Annotated in this window: 14 protein-coding genes and 1 pseudogene; 6 read left to right on the top strand and 9 right to left on the bottom strand. The window is 63.5% G+C overall.

Annotation, left to right across the window (positions count from 1 at the left end; all coding sequences use genetic code 11):
• Window positions 1–2: 2 nt before the first annotated feature.
• The 4 genes and pseudogenes from infB to rimP all read right to left on the bottom strand — a co-directional run bounded on the left by infB (window position 3) and on the right by rimP (window position 4,898).
• Window positions 3–2,759 carry a translation initiation factor IF-2 gene (gene infB / locus CRD15_RS08195; protein WP_034970609.1) on the bottom strand — a complete coding sequence of 919 codons (2,757 nt, stop codon included), beginning with the start codon at window positions 2,757–2,759 and terminating at the stop codon, window positions 3–5.
• 125 nt (window positions 2,760–2,884) lie between these two features.
• Window positions 2,885–3,127: pseudogene (locus CRD15_RS08190) on the bottom strand (YlxR family protein); the annotation flags it as partial.
• A gap of 183 nt (window positions 3,128–3,310) precedes the next feature.
• Window positions 3,311–4,324, bottom strand: coding sequence for a transcription termination factor NusA (gene nusA / locus CRD15_RS08185; protein ID WP_034972918.1), 1,014 nt, complete (start codon window positions 4,322–4,324; stop codon window positions 3,311–3,313).
• Between the two features lie 10 nt (window positions 4,325–4,334).
• Window positions 4,335–4,898, bottom strand: coding sequence for a ribosome maturation factor RimP (gene rimP, locus CRD15_RS08180; protein WP_034970606.1), 564 nt, complete (start codon window positions 4,896–4,898; stop codon window positions 4,335–4,337).
• 42 nt (window positions 4,899–4,940) lie between these two features.
• Here rimP and CRD15_RS08175 point away from each other — a divergent pair, with 42 nt between their 5' ends.
• Entirely contained in the window at window positions 4,941–5,894 is a 954-nt protein-coding gene (locus CRD15_RS08175; protein WP_043012556.1) for a hypothetical protein, read from the top strand.
• On the opposite strand, the gene CRD15_RS08170 is transcribed toward CRD15_RS08175, so the two are convergent.
• The gene (locus tag CRD15_RS08170; protein WP_034991632.1) at window positions 5,891–7,669 is read right to left on the bottom strand and encodes a proline--tRNA ligase; all 1,779 of its coding nucleotides are present in this window, start codon (window positions 7,667–7,669) and stop codon (window positions 5,891–5,893) included. The genes CRD15_RS08175 and CRD15_RS08170 overlap by 4 nt on opposite strands.
• Window positions 7,670–7,738: 69 nt before the next feature.
• Between CRD15_RS08170 and yaaA the strand changes: the two genes are divergently transcribed.
• Window positions 7,739–8,464, top strand: coding sequence for a peroxide stress protein YaaA (gene yaaA, locus CRD15_RS08165; protein WP_043012557.1), 726 nt, complete (start codon window positions 7,739–7,741; stop codon window positions 8,462–8,464).
• Here yaaA and cobA read toward each other — a convergent pair.
• A complete protein-coding gene (gene cobA, locus CRD15_RS08160; RefSeq protein WP_187402334.1) occupies window positions 8,461–9,192 on the bottom strand; it encodes a uroporphyrinogen-III C-methyltransferase in 732 nt (243 codons plus the stop codon). The two genes, yaaA and cobA, sit on opposite strands and share 4 nt — an antisense overlap.
• On the opposite strand from cobA, the gene CRD15_RS08155 reads away from it, so the two are divergent.
• Window positions 9,191–10,561 (top strand): protein adenylyltransferase SelO family protein, encoded by a 1,371-nt coding sequence (locus tag CRD15_RS08155; protein WP_187402333.1) that lies wholly within the window; start codon window positions 9,191–9,193, stop codon window positions 10,559–10,561. The genes cobA and CRD15_RS08155 overlap by 2 nt on opposite strands.
• On the opposite strand, the gene mqo is transcribed toward CRD15_RS08155, so the two are convergent.
• The gene (gene mqo, locus CRD15_RS08150; RefSeq protein ID WP_080716033.1) at window positions 10,558–12,030 is read right to left on the bottom strand and encodes a malate dehydrogenase (quinone); all 1,473 of its coding nucleotides are present in this window, start codon (window positions 12,028–12,030) and stop codon (window positions 10,558–10,560) included. The two genes, CRD15_RS08155 and mqo, sit on opposite strands and share 4 nt — an antisense overlap.
• Window positions 12,031–12,144: 114 nt before the next feature.
• Between mqo and CRD15_RS08145 the strand changes: the two genes are divergently transcribed.
• From CRD15_RS08145 to CRD15_RS08135, 3 genes are read left to right on the top strand one after another with little or no spacing between them, the layout of a single operon-like run.
• On the top strand, window positions 12,145–13,188 hold the full coding sequence (locus tag CRD15_RS08145) for an alpha/beta hydrolase (RefSeq protein WP_187402332.1): 1,044 nt from the start codon (window positions 12,145–12,147) through the stop codon (window positions 13,186–13,188).
• Window positions 13,181–14,551: a mycothione reductase gene (gene mtr / locus CRD15_RS08140; protein ID WP_187402331.1), complete on the top strand. Its 1,371-nt coding sequence runs from the start codon at window positions 13,181–13,183 to the stop codon at window positions 14,549–14,551. Before CRD15_RS08145 ends, mtr begins: the two co-directional genes overlap by 8 nt.
• Before the next feature lie 18 nt (window positions 14,552–14,569).
• The gene (locus CRD15_RS08135; RefSeq protein WP_187402330.1) at window positions 14,570–15,409 is read left to right on the top strand and encodes an SDR family oxidoreductase; all 840 of its coding nucleotides are present in this window, start codon (window positions 14,570–14,572) and stop codon (window positions 15,407–15,409) included.
• Here CRD15_RS08135 and CRD15_RS08130 read toward each other — a convergent pair.
• Both CRD15_RS08130 and CRD15_RS08125 read right to left on the bottom strand, forming a co-directional pair.
• The gene (locus CRD15_RS08130; RefSeq protein ID WP_187402329.1) at window positions 15,401–16,480 is read right to left on the bottom strand and encodes a DUF1648 domain-containing protein; all 1,080 of its coding nucleotides are present in this window, start codon (window positions 16,478–16,480) and stop codon (window positions 15,401–15,403) included. The genes CRD15_RS08135 and CRD15_RS08130 overlap by 9 nt on opposite strands.
• Window positions 16,481–16,490: 10 nt before the next feature.
• A complete protein-coding gene (locus CRD15_RS08125) occupies window positions 16,491–16,862 on the bottom strand; it encodes a GntR family transcriptional regulator (protein ID WP_187402328.1) in 372 nt (123 codons plus the stop codon).
• Window positions 16,863–17,038 lie beyond the last annotated feature (176 nt).

Below are 17,038 nucleotides of genomic sequence, written 5' to 3'. Positions count from 1 at the left end.
CCTTAGTCGCGCGGCACCTCAACCAGCTCGAAGACCTCGATGATGTCGTCAACCTGGATGTCCGGGTACGACAGCACCATACCGCACTCGTAGCCAGCGGTGACCTCGGTGACATCGTCCTTCTCGCGGCGCAGCGACTCGATGGTCGCCTTCTCCGCCACGACGTTTCCGTCGCGGATCAGGCGGATCTGAGCGTTGCGGCGCACCTTGCCGGTTTCCACCATGCAACCTGCGATGAGGCCCACAGAGGAAGCCTTGAAGATCTGGCGGATTTCCGCGGTACCGATCTCCTTCTCCTCGTAGATGGGCTTCAGCATGCCCTTCAGCGCAGCCTCGACCTCCTCGATCGCCTTGTAGATGATCGAGTAGTAGCGGATATCCACGCCCTCGGCGTTGGCAACCTCGGTTGCCTTGCCCTCGGCGCGGACGTTGAAGCCGATGATCACCGCGTCGGAGGCGGCGGCCAGGTTGACGTTGGTCTCCGTCACAGCACCGACACCACGGTCGATGATGTTCAGCTCGACCTCGTCGTCGACCTCGATCTTCAGCAGCGCGTCTTCCAGCGCCTCGACCGTACCGGCGTTGTCGCCCTTCAGGATCAGGTTCAGGGTGTTGGTTTCCTTCAACACCGCATCCAGATCCTCCAGGGAGACGCGCTTGCGGCTGCGTGCAGCCAGCGCGTTGCGGCGGCGAGCGTCACGACGATCCGCGATCTGGCGAGCCGTACGGTCCTCGTCGACAACCAACAGGTTATCTCCAGCACCGGACACGCTGGTCAGGCCCAGCACCTGGACCGGGCGGGACGGGCCAGCTTCCTGGACGTCGTTGCCGTGCTCGTCGATCATGCGGCGCACGCGACCGTAGGCGTCACCAACGACGATGGAATCACCGATGCGCAGGGTACCGCGCTGAACGATGATGGTGGCCACAGGTCCGCGACCACGGTCGAGGTGTGCTTCGATGGCCACACCCTGGGCGTCCATATCCGGGTTCGCGCGCAGATCCAGCGATGCATCGGCGGTCAGCAGGACGGACTCCAGCAACTGGTCGATGTTGGTGCCCTGCTTTGCAGAGATGTCCACGAACATCGTCTCGCCGCCGTACTCCTCCGGGATCAGGCCGTACTCGGTCAGCTGGCCACGGATCTTGTCCGGCTGTGCGCCTTCCTTATCGATCTTGTTCACCGCGACCACGACCGGGATGTCCGCAGCCTTGGCGTGGTTAATGGCCTCCACGGTCTGCGGCATCACGCCGTCGTCCGCAGCGACCACCAGGATCGCAATATCGGTGGACTTCGCACCACGGGCACGCATGGCGGTGAATGCCTCGTGACCAGGGGTATCCAAGAAGGTGACCAGTCGATCCTCGCCTTCCATGGTCACGGCGACCTGGTAAGCACCAATGTGCTGGGTAATACCGCCGGCCTCGCCGGAACCGACGTTGGCCTTACGGATCGTATCCAGCAGGCGGGTCTTACCGTGGTCGACGTGACCCATGACGGTAACCACCGGAGGACGCTGAGCCAGGTCTTCATCCTCGCCCTCGTCCTCACCGAACTGCAGGTCGAAAGACTCCAGCAGCTCGCGGTCCTCGTCCTCTGGGGAGACGACCTCGACCTTGTAGTCCATCTCTTCGCCCAGCAGCATCAGGGTCTCGTCAGACACGGACTGGGTAGCCGTGACCATCTCGCCCAGGTTGAACAGTGCCTGGACCAGTGCCGCTGCGTCCGCCTCGATCTTCTCGGCGAAGTCCATCAGGGATGCACCACGAGCCAGGCGAATCTTCGCGCCCTTGCCGTTAGGCAGCTTCACGCCGCCAACGACGCTCGGCGCCTGCATTGCCTCGTACTCGTTGCGCTTCTGACGCTTCGACTTGCGTCCCTTACGCGGTGCACCACCCGGACGACCGAATGCGCCGGCGGTGCCGCCGCGACGGCCGCCACGACCGCCGCGCGGGCCTCCCGGACCACCCGGGCCACCGGGGCCTCCCGGACCACCTGGTCCGCCGTGGCGACCACCACGACCGCGGCCACCACCGAAGTTGTCGGACTTCGACGGCATCTGCGCGGGGTTCGGGTGGCTCGGCATCATTGCCGGCGATGGACGACGGCCGCCGCCCTGCTTCGGGCTGGGCTTCTTGCCACCCGGACGAGCGCCCGGACGCGGCATGTCACCTGGAGCGGCCTGGCCACCACGCGGACGCGGAGCCGGACGCTCGGCAGGAGCGCCAGAGGAGAACGGGTTGTTAGCGACCCGCGGAGCACGACCGCCCGGCTTCGGGCCTGGCTTGCTACCCGGCTTGTTCCCCGGCTTCGGGCCCGGCTTTGCACCTGGCTTGGCTGCCGGTTTCGGAGCTGGCTTGGCTGCCGGCTTTGGGGCCTGCTTCGGCTTCGGAGCCTCGCCCGGCTTGACGGAGGAGGTCGGCTTCGTGCCTGCATTCGCGACCGGGTTGGTGTTCTTCACCGGCTTCGGACCAGGCTTCGGACCTGGCTTAGCTGCGGGCTTCGGACCCGGCTTTGCTGCAGGCTTCGGACCTGCCTGCGGGGTCGGCTGCGGGCTGGTCTTCGGGCCAGCGGCACTCTCGGCGGGGCTCTGCTCGCCCACCCCGTAGTGCTTCTTCATCTTCTTCACGACGGGCGGCTGCACCGTCGAGGAAGCGGTCTTAACGAACTCGCCCTGTTCCTTCAGCGTGGCGAGCAACTCCTTGCTCGTCACCCCGAGTTCCTTGGCCAACTCGTGTACGCGTAGCTTTCCGGCCACTACTCTCCTTCATGTCTTGCGGAGCCGTAGTGCGCTCTAGCATGCAGGCTTACCTGCAGCCGGGGCTACGTACGACTCCCGTACTTGTAGATACTCATCGCTGATGCTGCTTCATCGCGGTCTCATCAGGCTTCGTTGTTCTTCATGTCGACGTAAGTTCCTCGTCCTTTTTGTTGACGCCCACTTTCGCGGCCGTCACCTACTTCCACTGTCACTGGCAGTGTGACGATGTAGTCACGTACAGGGTCTGCATCCACGGTGGCGGATACCCTAAGCGCACGGCTGAAAGCCCTACGCTTCACGGCGATTTCCCATGCCTCCACGGTGGGAGTGATCCACGCGCCCCGCCCGGAAAGCTTCCTTTCCGGGTCCGGGACAACCTAAACCTTACCCTCGGTGCCTTCCGCAGCATGACGTGCAACGCAACGCAGCAGCTGATCTATTCCGATCACCTGCTTGGTAGCAATGCACGTCCGTTCGGGAAGGTTCTTACCCGTGGGACTCTCATGGGATACCACCTGTCCACTGTACCCCGCTCCCGGTGGAAACAGTTAACTGGGCGTGTCCTCCGCAGCCGCGTCCGTCTCCGAGCGAATATCGATCTTCCAGCCGGTCAGACGGGCAGCCAGGCGGGCGTTTTGACCTTCGCGGCCGATGGCCAGGCTCAGCTGGTAGTCCGGGACAACGGCACGGGCAACCTGCATCTCCGGGTCGGTGACCTTGACGCTGACGATCTTGGAAGGCGACAAGGCGTTGCCAACGAACGTCGCCGGATCATCGGAGTAGTCGATAATGTCGATCTTCTCCCCGCCCAGCTCGCTCATGATGTTGCTCACGCGCTGGCCACGTGGACCAATACAGGCTCCCTTGGCGTTCAGCCCCTTCACCGTGGAGCGCACGGCGATCTTGGTACGGTGGCCGGCTTCGCGGGCGACGGAGACGATCTCCACCGAACCATCCGCAACCTCGGGCACCTCGAGCGCAAACAGTCCCTTCACCAGTTCCGGGTGGGTGCGGGACAGGTTGATCTGCACCATGCGGTTGGCGTTGTTGATCACGTCGGTCACGAACGCCTTCACCCGCATGCCGTGTTCCAGCTTCTCCCCCGGAATGTGCTCAGCCGGCAGGATCTGACCGTCCTGACCGTTAGCCTCGGTACCCAGGTGAACGATGGTCACGCCGCGCTCATTGGCGCGTGCATCCGCGGAGACCACACCGGAGACCACGCGGTAGCGCAGCTCTGCATACTCGTCATAGCGGTTCTGCACGCGCGCGGAGTTGATGCGGAAGCGGATTGCCTCACGCACCGCGAGTGCGCCGTCGCGTCCAAAATTTTTCGGAGTGTCGTCGAGACGCCCGATGACGTTGCCATCTTCGTCCTTCTCGACCTGGTAGATGGTCACTTCGCCGCTGATGGGATCGATGTCCACATCGACCGGGCCGGTGAAACGACTGTTGGCGCGGTAGGCCTCCCGCAGACCCCGCTTAACCCCCTCCAGCAAGTCGTCAAAGGGTACCGACTCTTGCTTTTCGACTGCACGCAGTGCCGCCATGTCAATATTCACTTGTTTGCTCCTAGTCTTCTGCAGGGTCTTGCGCTTCCGGCACGTCATAAGCTTCGATCGCCAGTCCGACGAGCTCTGCTTCGGCGTTAGGCGCCGGAGAGAATTCCACTTCTACCACCGCTCCTGCGTGATCTGCGAATCGCATGCGCCGCACACGTGGAGACTTCTTGTGTGGTGTGATCAACACGACATCTTCGTCGCCCACCTGAGCAATGCGGTACACACCATCGGCCAGTCGCACCTGACGCCCAATGTTGCGCACCCAGTGGCGCCGCTCCGTCAGGGGGAAATCGACGCCCGGAGTGGATAGCTCCAAGGTGTATCCCGGCCCAAAGCTCATATCCCCCTTCGCTTCGGCGTCATCCAAGTGGGTGGACACCTCGCGGCTGAGTTCTTCCAACCGATCCAGATCCGGCCTTTCCGCGCGCGGATCGGCGGTATCCACCGCAATCCTGATCGCGGACTTCGCTCCGGCCTTGGTGATCTTGATGTCTTCGATCACCAATCCGAATTCTTCAACCAGCCCGCGTAGCGAGTCTGCCAACTGTTCCTTGTGGGGAAATGCCATGACCATGCAGTCTAGCAGCAGGCGGCTTCTAGTAGACTTCTAACACTGATGAATACGACCAGTTCCAGCTTCCCTCTCCCGCTCCTCTCCCGTCGCCGTTTTCTCAGCGCCGGGGCGCTTGTAGGCGCCGGGCTTACCCTTGCCTCCTGCGACAAAGGGCTGGCATTCGGTGGTCAGCCAGCACCGACGGAGCAACTGATGGAACTGGCGGCGGCGGTGAAAAACCAACAACAGAAGATGGCCTCCGCCAAGTTCGAGAAGTGGCATGCATTCCTTGGCCAGCAGCACGACCTGTTGGCCAAGGAAGTTCGGCGTCAATGCGGCAGCGACAAGGACGGCAACCCGCCGCAACAATGCGGCGACGAGGCGGACGAGGCAACGTCGGGCTCAGAAAAAATTTTTTTGGACAAGCTCTACCCCGCTGCGCTCAGCAACGACGGCAAGGAGCTTTCCGCAGATCAACGGGCACAATTGGGGGCGCAGAACTCCCTCATCGCGGGTCTGTGGGGCGCATACAGCGCGGCCAAGGAATCCGATTACAGCCTTCCCGAGTTCTCCCGCGGCGTGGGGAATGCGGAGGACTTCCAGGTTCTACTGCCGCTGACCTATGGGGCGATCTACGCCTCGGGAGTGGCCCTGGCGAAGGTGCCTGCCGCGGACGGCCAGACACGGTCGCAGATTCAAGATGTGGCCAACCAGCTGCGAGTTCTGCGTGATCAGTCCATCGACGTTCTGCGCAGTCATGGCGCCGATGTGCCCTCCCCGGAGTCCGGCTATAGCCAAGGCGACGCGGACGAGAAAACGGACGCTGCGGCGTACCTCTACCCCACGCTGACCCCCATCAGCGTTCAGCTGCGTCGCATTACCGAACACGCCAACGACGATCGCGCCGTCCAATTCGCGGCGGGCTGGGTGCGGGCCAACTCTCACGCGGAGGCTACCCTAGAGCGCCTCCAGGGGAAGGATCCCCTGGACACGCCCCTGCGCGGGCAGGCGAACTAGGAGTTCAGCACCCGCTTCGCCTCAGTGAGCGCGTTGGCGTAGTCAACCTCGTAGGTCTCCTTCGTCATCCGATTGCGCAGCTCCACCTTGCCGTCGGCAAAACCTCGGCCGACCACGATGACCAGCGGCATGCCCAGCAGCTCGGAATCCTTGAACTTCACGCCCGGAGATACCTTCGGGCGGTCGTCGAAAAGAACCTCCAGGCCGTCGTTGGACAGCGTCTCCACCAGCTCCACGGCAGCTTCACCCGCGGCGGCGTCCTTGTTGGCGATGACCACGTGCACGTCGAAAGGAGCCACGGAGGCGGGCCAGCGCAGCCCGGATTCGTCCAGCATCTGCTCGGCGATAACGCCCACCAGGCGCGATACGCCCACGCCGTAGGAGCCCATCGTCGGAATCGACTGGCGCCCAGCCTCGTCCAGGATCTTCACGTCGAAGGCCTCGGTGTACTTGCGGCCCAGCTGGAAGATGTGTCCGATCTCGATGCCGCGGGCCAGGGTCAGGGTGCCCTTGCCGTCCGGCGACGGATCGCCTTCCAACACCTCGGCGGCTTCGATCACGCCATCCGGGGTGAAGTCGCGTCCGGCGACCATACCCACGACGTGGCGGTTCTTCGCGTCCGCGCCAGTGATCCAGGAGGTTCCCTCGACCACGCGCGGGTCGGCCAGCACGCGCACGCCGTTGTCCGCCAGACCCTTCGGTCCGACGTAGCCCTTGACCAGGAACGGGTGCTTCTTGAAGTCCGCCTCGTCGGCCAGCTCCACCTGTGCGGGCTCCATGGCCGCCTCCAGGCGCTTCATGTCGACTTCGCGGTTGCCCGGCACCAGCACACCGGTCAGGGATTCGCCCCGGGGCTTGCCTTCCTTATCCAGGGTCGGATCGTTGACCTTCACCACGATGCACTTCAGCGTGTCCGCGGCCTCCACGGCACGGCCATCGACCGTGATGCCCTCACTGTTGGCCCACTCCACCAGCGCTTCGATGGTTTCGCTATCCGGGGTGTCGTATTCCTTCGCCTCCGGCTGGCCTTCGATCGGCTGTGTCGGCGGAACCTGCGTCACCACGGCCTCGACGTTTGCCGCGTAGTCGCTCTCGGTCGAACGCACGAATGTGTCCTCGCCGTTGGCCGCGACAGCCAGGAACTCCTCGGACGCGGAACCGCCCATAGCGCCGGAGGTCGCGGAGCAGATAGCGTACTCGATGCCCAGTCGGTCGAAAATGTTCTGGTAGGCCTTGCGGTGCAGCTGGTAGGACTCGTCCAGCCCCTCGTCGTTCATATTGAAGGAGTAGGAATCCTTCATCACGAACTCGCGGCCACGCAGGATGCCGGCGCGCGGACGCTCCTCGTCGCGGTACTTCGTCTGGATCTGGTACAGGATGACCGGGAAGTCCTTGTAGGAGTTGTACTCAGACTTCACGACGGAGGCGAACATCTCCTCGTGCGTCGGTCCCAGCAGGTAGTCGGCGCCCTTCCGGTCCTTCAGCCTAAACAGTGCGTCGCCGTACTCCACCCAGCGTCCGGTAGTGTCGTAGGGCTCGCGAGGCAGCAGCGCTGGGAAGGATAGTTCCTGCGCGCCGATGGCGTTCATTTCCTCGCGGACGATCTTTTCAATGTTGCGCAGAACCCGCAGGCCTAGCGGCAACCACGAGTACACGCCGGGGGCCACGCGGCGGATGTATCCCGCGCGTACCAGCAGCTTGTGGCTGGGCACCTCTGCATCCGCGGGGTCGTCGCGAAGGGTGCGCAAGAAGAGTTGTGACATCCGAGTAATCATGAATCTTGACTTTACCTTTTCGCCTTGTGACTTGTGTCGTTCGGTAGGGGTTTTAGCTAGTCTGTGGGAATGCTGATCGTGCTTCCCCCATCCGAGACCAAGGCCCCCGGCGGTTCCCTGCCTGCCGGTGCGCCGCTGCACTTCCCGGAACTCGACCCCATCCGCGAGGACATCGCCCGCGACCTGGTGGCCTTGTGCATCGACGATCCGGATGCCGCCATGCAGGTCCTGGGCCTGTCCGAGAAGCTACGCAGCGAGGTCGAGGCCAACCAAGTCCTCCACACCGCCCCGACGTTGCCTGCCCTGCACCGTTACACGGGCGTGCTCTACGATGCGCTAGATGTGTCTTCTCTTTCGGACGCCACTACGCACCACCTAGCCATCGGTTCAGCACTGTATGGCCTAGTCATGGGCGGGGACCCGATCCCCCATTACCGCCTGTCAGGCGGCACCAAACTGACCCCCGGCACCACCATGAAGAAGCGCTGGGGCTCCGCCATCACCGAGGCACTCCAGCGGGCGGAGGCGGAGCACGGCTTGGTGGTCGACTTGCGATCCGGTGCTTATCAGCAGCTCGGCAAGCTCAAGACTGCCGTGACTGTGCGGGTGGAATCCGTGCGCCCGGACGGCAGTCGCAAGGTCGTCAGCCACTTCAACAAGCACTACAAGGGTCTGCTGGCCCGCGCGTTGGCGCAGAACCCCACCGGCACCACTGCCGCCGAGGTCGCGGACATCGCCCGCGCCGCCGGATTCACGGTGGAGCTAAACTCCGCCGAGCTCACCCTGGTCGTCTAGAGTCCCGCGACGTCCCCGATGACGTACACCACGGGCGAGGTCACCCTGTAGACTTCGAATGTTTCCGCCAGCGTGCCCAGCGTGCAGCGGAAGGAGCGCTGCTGCTCCGTGGTGCCCTCCTGAATGATCGCCACCGGGGTGTCTGCGCTCAGCCCTCCGGACTGCAGCTCCGCGGCGATAGCGGCGACGTTGCGCACGCCCATGATCACGCATAGCGTGGCCCCCGATGCTGCTAAAGCCCGCCAATCCACCAGGCTGCGCGGGTCGTTGGGCTCCACGTGGCCGGAGACCACGGTGAACGCGTGCACCATTCCCCTCTGGGTCACTGGCACCCCAACTGCCGCGGGAACGCTCACCGCGCTGGTCACGCCGGGGATAACCTCGCAGGGCACGCCATTTGCAGCACACGCCTGCACTTCCTCAAACCCCCGCCCGAACACAAACGGATCCCCGCCTTTCAGCCGGGCGACGTTCTTCCCCGCCCGGGCGTGTTCGATCAGCAGCTCGTTGGTCCGCTCCTGGCTGACCTGCTTCGAGTAAGGCAGTTTGGCCACATCGATGACCTCCTTGGCCTCCACGTCGCACAGCTTGTGTAGCTCGCTCGTCGGCCCCAGGTGATCCGTCAGGATCACGTCGGCCGCCTGCAGCGCGCGCATGCCCCGCACCGTAATCAGATCCCATGCGCCCGGTCCGCCGCCGATCAGCACTACTTTGCCTGTCTTACTCATGGGTTCTCAGCCTACCCCTACAATGGTCAGCACCATGAATACCTTCGCCGAAGAATTCCCGGAACTCGCGCTCCCCGCCACCGGCGAGGTTTTCCCAGACCCGCAGGTGCTGGTCCTCAACGAACCCCTCGCCACCGAGCTGGGCCTGGACCCCGAATGGCTCCGCAGCCCCGCGGGCATAGACTTCCTGACCGGCCAGGGCGATGGTGTCGCGCTGGGCTACGCCGGCCACCAGTTCGGCCAGTTCAACTCGCGCATGGGCGACGGCCGCGCCCTACTGCTGTCCGAGCACACGGATCCCCACGGCAAGAACTGGGACATCCACGCCAAAGGCACCGGTCGCACGCCCTTCTCCCGAGGCGGCGATGGGCACTACCCCCTCGACGCCGCCCTCAAGGAGTTCGCCTTCGCCGAGTCTCTCCACGCACTCGGCGTCCCCACCGCCCGCTCCCTAGCCGTCCTGACCACGGGCGGCACCGTTCCCCGCAGGCGCCTCCACCCGGGCGCGATCGGAGTGCGCGTCGCCAGTTCCCACATCCGCATCGGCACTTTTCAATACGCCGCGCTGATGGGCCCGTCCGTCACCGACCGCCTCACCCGTTACGCCCTGGCCCGCCACTTCCCCGCTGGCTCCTCACCCTTCGATCTTTTTGACGCCACAGTCGCCCGCCAAGCCGAACTCGTCGCCCACTGGATGCGCTTCGGCTTTATCCACGGTGTGATGAACACCGACAACGTGGCGATTTCCGGCGAGACGATCGACTTCGGCCCGTGCGCGTTCATGGACTATTTCGCCACGGACACGGTGTATAGCTCCATCGACACCCGCGGCCGCTACGCCTACGCCCAGCAGCCCGCCGTGATGATGTGGAACCTCGCGCGCCTGGCTGAGGCGCTCGTGCCGCTGGTCGATGAGGGCGTCAAAAAATTTACAGAACGGCTACAGCGCTACCAGCCGCAATACGGCGCGGCGTGGGACAAAGCGATGGCAGCAGCGTTGGGGGCGGAGGGTTGCGCGGAGCAGCTCTTGGGTTTGCTGGAGGTCGCGGCGCCCGATTACAACGCGCTGCTGGCGGGACTCACCCGGGGCGAGGTCCCGCCGGGCCTCGAAGGAATTCCTGGCGCCGCGGAGTGGACCGAGCGCTGGTCGGCGCTGGATCCGCAGCCCCGCAATCCGATCTATCTGCCGCGGAACCACGGCCTACAGGCGGCGCTTGTGGAGGCCGAACAGGGAGACATCGGCCGCTACCTGCTAACCATCGAGGCGCTGCGCAATCCCTACGAGTGGGACGACAAATACGAAAAACTCGGCCTCCATGCGGCAGTACCGCGCGCGGAGGCCGAGTTCACGACGTATTGCGGAACCTAGACCAGCTTCAGAGCCTTCTGGGAGCGATCCCACTGCTCGTTAAACAGGTTGGAGTCCTTGGACAGGCGGGTGCCGTAGGAAGGAATCATTTCCTTCAGCTTCGGAGCCCAGTCGGCGATGCGGTTGCCGAAGCAGCGCTCCAGGACCTCGAGCATTGCGGACGGGGCGATGGACGCACCCGGGGAGGCACCCATCAGGCCGGCGATGGTGCCGTCGTTGGAGTTGATTAGCGCGGTGCCGAACTCCAGGGAGCCGAACTTCGGGGCGCCGATCGGCTTGATGACCTGCACGCGCTGGCCAGCGGTGACCAGCTCCCAATCCTCGGCACGGGCTTCCGGCATGTACTCGCGCAGGGATTCCACGCGGGCTGCCTGGTCCTTCAGCACCTCCTCGATGAGGTACTTCGTCAGGCCCATCTCCTGCACACCAACACCCAGGTAGGACGGGATGTTGCCCAGGCGCAGGGACTTGACCAGATCCAGGTAGCTGCCCTTCTTCAGGAACTTCGGGGTCCAGCCGGCGTAGGGGCCGAACAGCAGGCCCTTCTTGCCGTCGATCACGCGGGTATCCAGGTGCGGGACGGACATCGGCGGGGCACCGACGGAAGCCTTGCCGTAGACCTTCGCCTGGTGCTGCTCCACCAGCTCCTGGTTGGTGCAGCGCAGCCACTGACCGGAGACCGGGAAGCCACCGTAGCCCTTGATCTCCGGGATGCCGGACTTCTGCAGCAGCGGCAGAGCCATACCGCCTGCGCCGATGAAGACGAAGTTGGCAGTGATCACGGAGGTATCGCCCGTGTGCAGGTTCTTGGTGGTGATCTTCCACTTCGAGCCGTCGCGGTCGATGTTCTTGACCTCATTGCCGTAGCGAACCTCAACGCCCTTCGCGGTCACGGCATCCAGGTACTGGCGGGTCAGGGCGCCGTAGTTGATGTCCGTTCCGTCGTCGAACCAGGAGATCGCGACCGGGTTATTGAAGTCACGACCGCGAGCCATCAGCGGCAGGAACTCGGCGAACTTCTCGTCGGAGTCGCTGTACTGCATGTTCGGGAACAGCGGGTGATCCTTCAGCGCCTCGTAGCGGGCCTTCAGGTAGTCGACCTGATCCATGCCCTGGGCAAAGGAGACGTGCGGCACCTTGTTGATGAACTCGGACGGGTCGCCCAGCACGTTCTGCTCCACCAGGTAGCTCCAGAACTGGCGGGAGACCTGGAACTTCTCGTTCACACCGACGGCCTTGGAAATGTCGATCTTTCCGTTGACCTCGGGGGTGTAGTTCAGCTCGCACAGTGCGGAGTGACCGGTGCCTGCGTTGTTCCACGGATCGGAGGATTCCGCACCCGGGGTGTCCAGACGCTCGATGATCACCTGGCTCCAGTCTGGCTGCAGCTCCTTGAGCATGACGGACAGGGTGCTGGAAATAACACCAGCGCCGACTAGTGCTACATCCACAGAATCTTTGTTTGCCACTATGTATTCATTCCTTCGGAGGAAAAGTCAGATCTTTATTGCTTCACATTTACTCTACGCCTGTAGCTCTATGTTTCAACGCTATTTCGCCCTATGTGGCGCTAGCATGAGGGCATGTCTATCAGTCCCGCGCTCCCTTCTTCCGCCGCCGACCTCGATTTTTTGCCCGATGAACTGGGCGAAGGCTTCGGCCACTGCTTCCTCGAGCTGGGCGACGATCCGGACGGCGAGTCCCCCATTCGTTGCACTCTGGTGCGTTACTGCCCCACCGCGCCGGACGATTCCTTTTTCGCCCGGCCCGCCATGCTTTTCGTCCACGGAATGACGGACTATTTCTTCCAGGACCACGTCGCCCGCCATTTCCACGACCGCGGCTATGCCGTCTATGGCCTCGACCTTCGCAAGTGCGGTCGTTCCTGGCGCGAGGGCCAGACCTGGCACCACGTCAGCGACCAGTCTCTCTACGACGTCGACCTCACCACCGCCACGGCGTTGCTCGCCGCCGCCCACGGTGCGGTGGTTCCTGTGGGGCACTCGACCGGCGGGTTGGACGTTACGATGTGGGCTCATCGCCTTTTTGACGCCAACTCCCCCCTCCACAATTCCATCGCCGCCATCGTTTTGAACTCGCCGTGGTTTGGCCTGCAGTTCAACCCGGCCGTTCGCTTCGTCATCAATCGAGTGTTGCCGATCGTCCACAAACTGAAGCCCAACATGCTGCTGCCCGGCGGAATCAACCCGGTCTATGGTCGATCCCTGCACGTCACCGAAGCTGGCGAGTGGAGCTACAACCTACGCCTCAAGCCTCTGGAGCCGCGCCCCAAGTATCTGCAGTGGCTCCTGGGCGTGGCCCGCGAGATCCGCCGCCTGCACTCCGGCAAGGGAGACACGGGCGTGCCCACGCTGATCCTCACCAGCCACACCCACCACTTCTCCAAGCGCCTCTCCCGCCAGTCCTACAACGCCGACCTGATCCTCATGCCCAGCCAGATGTGGCAGCAGGCTTCCAACGCCTCCTCGCTGTCCACCACCATCGTCATCGAGGGCGCCCTGCACGACGTTTTCCTGTCCCGCCCCAAGGTCCGCGACAACGCCCTCGCCGCCACCGACGAGTGGCTTAGCGACGTTTTCAAAGAAAGGAAGGTCCACCGTGCCTGATTTCGACCTCATCATCGTCGGCACCGGCTCTGGCAATTCCTTGCCCAGCCCCGCCAACGAGCATCAGAAGATCGCCATCGTGGAGAAGGGCACGTTCGGCGGAACCTGCATCAACGTGGGCTGCATCCCGACCAAGATGTTCGTCCACACCGCCGACGTCGCCCGCAGCTTCTCCGAGGCCTCTCGTCTGAGCCTCACCGGCGAGCTCAAAGAAGTCGATTGGAAGGGCATCCAGCGCCGCGTCTTCGCAGATCGCATCGATCCCATCAGCGAAAGCGGCGCCGCCTACCGCGCGGGTGACGAGACCCCGAACATCACCCTCTTCGAAGGCACTGCCCGCTTCGTCGGCCCCCGCACCCTCCAGATCGACGACGGCCCCACCATCACCGGCACCAACATCGTGCTCGCCACCGGCGGCCGCCCGCGCATCCGCCCCGCCCTCGCCGACGTGCGCTATCGCACCAACGAGGACATCATGCGCCTCGATGAACTGCCCGAGTCCCTCATCGTCGTCGGCGGTGGCATCGTCGCCGTGGAGTTCGCCGCGATGTTCTCTGGCCTCGGCACGCAGGTCACGCTCATCAACCGCTCGGACAAGCTGTTGCGGAAGTTGGACGCCGACATCTCCGAAGCCTTCACTACCCAGGCCAAGCAGCAGTGGACCAATCACCTGGGGCGTACCATCACCGCCGCACAAGAAACCGCCGACGGGCAGATCTGCCTCACCCTCGACGATGAAACGACCGTCACTGGCCAGGAGGTGTTGGTCGCGATGGGGCGGGTCAACAATTCGGACACGTTGGACTGTGAAAAGGGTGGCGTCAATACCAAAGAAAACGGCCGAATTGAGGTCGACGAATACGGTCGCACCAGCGCCGACGGCGTGTGGGCGCTAGGCGATGCGTGCAACGACTTCGAGCTCAAGCACGTCGCCAACGCCGAGGCACGCGTGGTGGCGCATAACCTGGCGCACCCCGATGACCTGCGGAAGTTTAACCACGACGTGGTGCCCAGCGGTGTGTTCGCGCACCCGCAGATCGGCGTGGTCGGCATGACCGAACAGGAGGCCCGCGAGACCGGCCGCCCCATTACTGTGAAGATCCAGAAGTACGGCGACGTGGCCTACGGCTGGGCGATGGAAGATACCACCGGGTTCTGCAAGGTCATCGCCGACCGTAACACCGGCGAGATTCTCGGCGCGCACATCATCGGCCCGGAAGCCAGCTCGCTGATTCAGTGCTTCGTCACCGCCATGGCCTTCGGCATCAATGCCCGGGATTTCGCCGAAAAGCAGTATTGGCCCCACCCTGCTCTGACAGAATTGGTCGAGAACGCCCTGCTGGGGTTAGATCTCGAAAACTAACGAAGGAGCCTTTTCGCCATGCTTGCAGTAGTCACCGGAGCAGCCTCAGGTATCGGCCGGGAGGTGGCACTGCAACTGGCCGAACGTGGCTATGCAGTGGCCATCAGCGACCGCGACGAGGAAGGCCTGGCCACCACTGCCAACGACATCACCTCCCGCGGCGGCACCGTCGCTGACCAGCGCACCGTCGACGTCACCGACGTGGAAGCGGTGAAGGCGTGGGCGGACGACGTGGTCGCTACCCACGGTGCCCCGGATCAGGTGCACCACGTGGCCGGCATCGCCATCTGGGGTGATGTGCGCCAGATGCCCCACGAAAAGTGGCAGCGCGTGATCGATGTGAACCTGATGGGGTCCGTGCACATGGTCGAAGCCTTCGCGCCGAAGCTCATGGAGAGCCAGCCGGTTCGCCGTCGCCGCCGCGACCGCCGGAAGTTCGTGTTCGTCTCCTCCGCCGCGGGCATTATCGGCCTGCCGTGGCACGCGGCATATTCTGCTTCTAAGGGTGGCGTGCTCGGCATGTGCGAGGTGCTGCGCTTCGACCTAGCCCCTTACGGCGTGGATGTGCACGCCGTCGCCCCGGGCGCGGTGGACACTCCCCTGGTTCGCACCATCGACATCCACGGCGTGGACCGCTCCAAGAAGCGCATCCAGAAGGCAACGGCCCTGTTCCAGGGCCACGCCGTCACCCCTGCCAAGGCCGCTCAAAAAATTTTGAAGGGCGTGGATAAAGGCAAGTACCTCATCAACACCAGCCCCGACATTCCTGTTGCCCGCTGGGCGCAGGTCAACGCCCCCTGGGCCTACAAGGGCGTGATGAAGGCGCTTAACGCTGGGTTCAGGTGGGCGTCAAAGTAAGAAGGGCAACGAGATTGAAGCGAGCAGCACGAGCGCAACAAAAGCGAGGAACGCCTTGCCCTGCCAGTGGGCGTAGTTGAAGTCCACCCCCACCCCGTGGCGCTTGTCGACCATCACGGCCGGGTCGTCCGGGTTGTGGTAAAACATGCCCCACTTGTAGTGCTCGTCGTTGTCCCGGCCCTCGCCGCTCGTGTTCGCTAGCGCGGACTGCTTCCTCGCCAGCGCCACGACCATGGCCAGACAAACCGCAAACACGAGCACGAGCGAACCGATTATGGCCGGAGCCACCCAGTCCGTGTGCAGCACGGTCACAACCTGCAGGCTAGCGAGCATGATGGCCCCCGCAACGTTCATCACCGCCAGCCACATCGCCGCATGACGCCGAACAATCTTCTGCGAAACCTTCCCCCGCAGCGACGTATCCGCTCGGGCCGGCACGCTAACGCGCAACAATGCGACCGTAATCAGCGCAAAAAGCAGCACCATTCCCACACCAAAGAACGTCGGGAAGAACACCGAACCCACAGATTTGCTATCCCAGCTATCCGGTTCGAAACCACTGCCGAAGTGAGTGGCGAAGCGCTCGGGAATATCACCCCACCGCGCGGCCACGTACCCGGCCGCGACGGCGAGCACAGCCAGCGCTGCCCAGGTGAAGGCCCATGCACGTTGCGGAGATGTGTCCTCTACCGGCGTGATCTCCCCGACCACCACCGTACGCACGCCGTCGAACCAGCCTTCCCGCTGCTTGGCCTCGCGTATTGGCTTCCCGGCCTGGTTGAGATTCCACATAAGGAAGCCCACCGGTACGAGGGGCAGCATTGCGCCAACCACTGGCACCACAGCGGCCGGTATCGCCAGCAGCGCAGAAACCACAGCCGCCGCAACCTGGCGTTTAAGGAACTTACCCTCTTGTCGCCGCACAACATCGTCGCCCCAATGCGCCTCCGGCACGCGCACGCCCAACCGTACGCCCGGCGACGACAGCTTCGGCGTGTACACCAGGATCAGCCCTACAAGCAGTGCTGTCACGCAGAACACTCCTGCAAGGAATGGATCGAATGCAATCATGATGGTTCTCCTATTCCCACTTCACCGCGAGGTCTTCAACCGTCGCGCAAATGTCATCTGTCTTGAAGCCTTGCGCGAGCGCCCGCCACACAGTGGCTCGGAGGTCCTCGCGCAGCCGTTCGCGTTGTTGCGCGCTTGGCCGCTTGGGCCGGGTAATCACGGTGCCCGATCGCGCCGCCGTGAGCACTAGCCCGTCTTCTTGTAGCTGGTCGTATGCCTTCTTGACTGTTGCGGGATTGACGCCATATTCCACCGCCAACCGCCTCACCGAAGGCAAGGGTTGTCCGTCTTGCAGTTCGCCGGAGATAATCCCCGCCACGATTCCGTCGTGGATCTGTTGAGCGATCGGCACGGGCGAGTCGGGCTCCACGATGAGATACATGGGACGAGAACCTCCTTCAGAATCTGTACTACCGACAGTAGCACAACCTGTATCACTACAAGCAATACAAAGGAATCTGCTAGCCCGCTGTTGTTATGTCCATAGGGTTTTTGGACATGGAGTCCGGTGTCTTCTTGGACAAGGAGTCCATGGAGTTCTTGGACACTTCTAGCGGC

The organism is Corynebacterium sp. LK28 (assembly GCF_014335105.1).
GTDB lineage: Bacteria > Actinomycetota > Actinomycetes > Mycobacteriales > Mycobacteriaceae > Corynebacterium > Corynebacterium macclintockiae.
The sequence above is the reverse complement of the archived record's forward strand: the minus strand, read 5'-3'. Positions and strand labels throughout refer to the sequence as shown.

Bases quoted from the DNA above. Each gene is read 5' to 3' on its own strand.
- yaaA (WP_043012557.1), top strand. From the start codon at position 7,739: ATGCTGATCGTGCTTCCCCCATCCGAGACCAAGGCCCCCGGCGGTTCC.
- CRD15_RS08155 (WP_187402333.1), top strand. From the start codon at position 9,191: ATGGGTTCTCAGCCTACCCCTACAATGGTCAGCACCATGAATACCTTC.
- CRD15_RS08170 (WP_034991632.1), bottom strand. From the start codon at position 7,669: ATGATTACTCGGATGTCACAACTCTTCTTGCGCACCCTTCGCGACGAC.
- CRD15_RS08175 (WP_043012556.1), top strand. From the start codon at position 4,941: ATGAATACGACCAGTTCCAGCTTCCCTCTCCCGCTCCTCTCCCGTCGC.
- CRD15_RS08125 (WP_187402328.1), bottom strand. From the start codon at position 16,862: ATGTATCTCATCGTGGAGCCCGACTCGCCCGTGCCGATCGCTCAACAG.
- CRD15_RS08145 (WP_187402332.1), top strand. From the start codon at position 12,145: ATGTCTATCAGTCCCGCGCTCCCTTCTTCCGCCGCCGACCTCGATTTT.
- rimP (WP_034970606.1), bottom strand. From the start codon at position 4,898: ATGGTCATGGCATTTCCCCACAAGGAACAGTTGGCAGACTCGCTACGC.
- CRD15_RS08135 (WP_187402330.1), top strand. From the start codon at position 14,570: ATGCTTGCAGTAGTCACCGGAGCAGCCTCAGGTATCGGCCGGGAGGTG.
- CRD15_RS08130 (WP_187402329.1), bottom strand. From the start codon at position 16,480: ATGATTGCATTCGATCCATTCCTTGCAGGAGTGTTCTGCGTGACAGCA.
- cobA (WP_187402334.1), bottom strand. From the start codon at position 9,192: ATGAGTAAGACAGGCAAAGTAGTGCTGATCGGCGGCGGACCGGGCGCA.